This window comes from Polaromonas sp. P3_C2, assembly GCF_056402675.1.
Genome location: NZ_JBFUGX010000344.1, coordinates 1 through 4462, shown reverse-complemented (window position 1 = coordinate 4462; position 4462 = coordinate 1). Strand labels below are relative to the sequence as shown.

Genomic DNA, 4462 nt, shown 5'->3' with positions numbered 1-4462 from the left:
GGAGGCCAAGCGCCGGCAGCGCCCGCAGAGCTTTAAGCCGCTGACGGACCGCTTCGGTAATCCGGCGCGGGTCAGCACGGAAAAGAAAGCCGGCGGAGGCCAGCATGGCTGACGAACCGAAGGGCTTTTTGGGGCGATGGTCCCGCCGCAAGGCCGACGCTGTGATGGGCAAACCACTGGAAGAACCGGTTGTGGCTGCACCACCGGCAACGGATGCCAACGCGCCCGCCCTGCAAGTCCAGACACCCCAGGAACCGGYGCAAAAATCACCGGAAAATCCGCCGGAAAAGAAAGCGCTCACGCTGGCCGACGCCAGGCTGCTCACCAAAGATTCCGACTTCAAGCCTTTTATGGCCGGCGATGTGACGCCCGACGTGCGCAACGCGGCGATGAAGCAGCTCTTTGCCGACCCGCATTTCAATGTGATGGACGGCCTGGACATCTACATCGATGACTACTCCAAGTCCGACCCCATCCCCGAGGGCATGCTGCGGCAGATGACGAGTGCGAAGTTTCTCAATCTCTTTGATGACGATGAGGACAAGGAGAAAGAGAAAAACAAAAGCAGCGCAGAGGACGCGGCAGGCGAAGACCAAGCGAAGGCTGCCGGCCCGCAAGACGACCCCGTCAACCTGCCACGGGAAAGCGCCAATAACCCCACGGGCGAAACCGTGGCACAGTCCTATGAAAATCCGGACATAGCCCCCTCGCAAACGCCAGGCGCTTTATCAACCAGCCAATCCCAGCCCGACCCGGCCGGTGCCAGCCAAGAAGACCATGCCCACACTGATTTGCGACTGCAACCAGACCATGCCGCTCCAGCCACAGGCGCTGGGCACGGCACTTAACGAGACCCTGACGCTGCATTCGGCGCTGTGCCGCCGCGAGGTGGGCGCCTTCCAGAAGGCCGCGCAGTCCGGCGACGATGTTGTCGTAGCCTGCACCCAGGAGAAGCGGCTGTTTGCCGAAGTGGGCGAGCAGACCCAGGGCGTCACCTCGGTGGTGAAGTTCGTCAATATCCGCGAGACCGGCGGCTGGAGCAAAGACGCCGCCGGCGCCACGCCGAAAATCGCGGCCCTGCTGGCCGCGGCCCACCTGCCGGACGCCGAACCGGTGTCCACCGTCACCTACAAAAGCGCCGGGCGCCTGCTCATCGTGGGCGCACTCGACCAGGCAGAGCAGGTGGCGGCGCTTGTGGCCGACACGCTGGACGTGACCATCTTCGCCCAGGGCGTTTCGTCCCAGGCGCAGGCCGGGTTTCCCTCGCAAGAACGCAAATATCCTGTGATCAGCGGTGAGCGGCTCGCGCTCAAAGGCTGGCTGGGTGCGTTTGAGGCCAGCTGGGACAAGACCAACGCTATCGACCTGGACCTTTGCACACGATGCAATGCCTGCGTCGCCGTGTGCCCCGAAGGCGCCATCGACCTGAGCTACCAGGTCGATGCAGCCAAATGCACATCCCACCGTGATTGCGTAGCCGTATGCAAGGTGGCCGGTGCCATTGACTTCAACCGCGCATCGCAAACACTCGCGGAAGCGTTTGACCTGGTGCTCGACCTTGCTGCTAAACCCCTGGTCGCGCTGCACGCGCCACCCCAAGGCTACTTTGCCCTGAATGTATCCGCCGGCCTGGCCTCACCCGGCCTGCTGGCCACGGTGGTCAAGCTGCGCGACATGGTCGGCGAGTTTGAAAAGCCCAAATTCTTCGCCTACAAGCAAAAGCTCTGCGCCCACAGCCGCAATGAAACCGTGGGCTGCAATGCCTGCATCGACATTTGCTCGGCAGGTGCCGTTAGCAGCGAGAAAAGCAGGCAGCAGATCGTCGTCAACCCCAATCTCTGCGTGGGCTGCGGCGCCTGCACCACCGTGTGCCCGACGGGGGCGCTCACTTACGCCTACCCGCGTGCCAGTGAGCAGGGCGTGCGCATCAAGACCCTGCTGTCGGCATATGCCAAAGCCGGCGGCACGCAACCGGTGCTGCTGTTTCACAGCCAGGACAGCGGCCAGCAGGCGGTCGAGGCTCTGGGCCGCACTGCGCGGCTGCAAAAAACCGTGCGGGGCGTTCCGGCCAATGTGATCCCGCAGGCGTTGTGGCACACGGCCAGCGTGGGCCTGGATTTGTGGCTCAGCGCCATTGCCTTTGGTGCGTCCCAGGTCGCCGTGCTGGTGACGCGCGAAGAGGCGCCTGCTTACCTCGAAGGCCTGGCGGATCAAATGCGGGTCGCGCAAACTCTGCTCAATGGCCTGGGCTATGCGGGCGTTCACTTTCATCTGATGCACGCCGGCGAAGGCGCTGACGCCGTGGCCGGGCTCGATGCCAGCCTTCAGGCGCTGGCGCGAGGCCGTCCCACAGTGCCCGCCCCTGCGGCGCGTTTTGCTGTGGCGCAGGAAAAGCGCAGCACGCTCGACATGGCGCTGGACCACCTCATGGGCCAGGCGCCCGCCGCCTTGCCCGAGGCGATYGCGCTGCCCGCCAAAGRCTCGCCCTTCGGCAGCCTGACCGTCAACGCCGACACCTGCACGCTGTGCCTGAGCTGCGTGAGCGCCTGCCCCGCCAGCGCACTGCAAGACAACCCGGACCGCCCCCAGCTCAAGTTCATCGAAAAAAACTGCGTGCAGTGCGGCCTGTGCGCCACCACATGCCCTGAGGATGCCATCACGCTGCAGCCGCGCCTGTTGCTCACACCGCTACGCAAAGAGGCGCGCGTGCTCAACGAGAGCCAGCCCTACCAGTGCATACGCTGCAGCAAACCCTTCGGCACGCTCAAGGCCATCGAGTCCATGCTCGGCAAGCTCGCGGGGCACGCGATGTTCCAGGGTGCGGCCGCCGACCGCCTCAAGATGTGCAGTGACTGCCGCGTCATCGACATTTATTCCGCCGACAACGAGCTCAAGATCACCGACATCCGGTGAGCCCAAAGAACCAGACGCCACCATGACGCAAGCCCAACTTACCGCCTCTACCCTGGACGAAGAAACCGCGCGGGCCGAAGTCTATGGCTTGCTGGCCGCGCTTTACTATTCGGCACCCTCCGCAGAGTTGCATGAAAACCTCCGCGTTGCCGTGACTGAGGCACCCGCCGCAGGAGGCTTGCTCGAAAGTTCGTGGGGCGAACTCGTCGCAGCCGCCCGCGCACACAGCCTGGCCGACATCACTCGCGAACACGACGCCCTGTTCGGCGGCGTCGGCAAACCCGAGGTGTACCTCTTTGGTTCGCACTACCTCAGCGGTTTCCTCAATGAGAAGCCGTTGGCGGCCTTGCGCACCGACATCGCCGCGTTAGGCCTGGCACGTGACGAGACCATGCCCGAGACCGAAGACCATGTGGCCTACCTGTGCGAAGTCATGCGCTACCTGATCGCCGGCGACGATGTCGAGGTAGCCAATTTGACACGCCAGCGAGAATTTTTCGCGCGTCATGTCCAGCCCTGGGTGCCGCTGATGTGCGATGCCATCACGGCGCATCCCAAGGCGCGTTTTTATGCCGCGCTCGCGGCCTTTACCCAGACCTTCATCAGCGTTGAGGCGCAGGGCTTCGACATGCTGGCCTGAGGGATGCATGAACTTTTTTTTCTCAAAATGAGACAGCTTTTGAATGGCCAGCCGGCCAGAGCCGCCGAGTCTGACAATAAGATCGCCTATCGTTTTCCCTAGACTTGGACGTTGAGCGGCGCTAACCATTGTGGTGCGCAGCGCTCTGCCTTACAGTACTATGCAAACGGTTACATAGCCAGCAAGCCTTCCCCTGGAGATCACCATGCAGGACAGCCAGCCAAAACCCTCACGCAGGGGATTCTTTTTCGGCRCAGCCGCCACAGGCGCGGCAGCCGCGGCCATCGTCGCGTTGCCCGGCGCACCTGCGCTTCAAGCCGAGCTTCCAGAGCCCAAGCCGGCCCCTGAAAAAGGCGGCGGCTACAGCCTCTCGGAACACGTCAAGCGCTACTACAAGACCACCCGCATCTAGATAGCCCTGGCTTCCAGTTCCGCCCGACCGGCCCCCCCGATTTCACCTTCTACGGAGAGCTTCATGCTGCTCACGAAAAAATCTTCTGATGTCCATCCCGTGCATCGCGCGGGTTCCGCGCGCTTTGTGCAAAGCCTGTCGCGGGGCCTGTCCAATGCGCTGCCCACCATGGACCGCCGCGCCTTCCTGCGCCGCTCCGGCCTGGGTGTCGGCGTCGGCCTGGCCGCTACGCAATTAACCCTGGTCAAAAAGGCCAAGGCCGCCACACCGGGCGCTGGCGACGGCACGGGAAAGATCGAAGTCAAGCGCACCGTCTGCAGCCATTGCTCTGTCGGCTGTGCGGTCGACGCCGTAGTAGAGAACGGCGTCTGGGTCCGCCAGGAGCCGGTGTTTGATTCGCCCATCAACCTTGGGGCCCATTGCGCCAAGGGCGCTGCCCTGCGCGAGCACGGCCACGGCGAATACCGCCTGCGCTATCCGATGAAGCTGGTGAACGG

General features: G+C 63.5%; 4 protein-coding genes and 2 pseudogenes. All 6 read left to right on the top strand.

Annotated features, from left to right (window positions below; genetic code table 11):
• Positions 1–112: pseudogene (locus tag AC1DWI_RS14665) on the top strand (DUF3305 domain-containing protein); the annotation flags it as partial.
• Positions 105–848: a DUF3306 domain-containing protein gene (locus AC1DWI_RS14660; RefSeq protein WP_477725091.1), complete on the top strand. Its 744-nt coding sequence runs from the start codon at positions 105–107 to the stop codon at positions 846–848. The pseudogene AC1DWI_RS14665 and the gene AC1DWI_RS14660, both read left to right, overlap by 8 nt.
• A complete protein-coding gene (locus tag AC1DWI_RS14655; RefSeq protein WP_477725090.1) occupies positions 778–2913 on the top strand; it encodes a 4Fe-4S binding protein in 2136 nt (711 codons plus the stop codon). The genes AC1DWI_RS14660 and AC1DWI_RS14655 overlap by 71 nt, the downstream gene beginning before the upstream one ends.
• Before the next feature lie 22 nt (positions 2914–2935).
• Positions 2936–3553, top strand: a complete 618-nt coding sequence (locus tag AC1DWI_RS14650; RefSeq protein WP_477669774.1) for a TorD/DmsD family molecular chaperone — start codon at positions 2936–2938, stop codon at positions 3551–3553.
• A gap of 205 nt (positions 3554–3758) precedes the next feature.
• Entirely contained in the window at positions 3759–3965 is a 207-nt protein-coding gene (locus AC1DWI_RS14645; RefSeq protein WP_477725089.1) for a formate dehydrogenase, read from the top strand.
• A gap of 63 nt (positions 3966–4028) precedes the next feature.
• A pseudogene (locus tag AC1DWI_RS14640) lies at positions 4029–4462 on the top strand (formate dehydrogenase); the annotation flags it as partial.

Excerpts from the sequence above, each read along its gene's own strand:
- AC1DWI_RS14650 (WP_477669774.1), top strand. The coding sequence starts at position 2,936 with ATGACGCAAGCCCAACTTACCGCCTCTACCCTGGACGAAGAAACCGCG.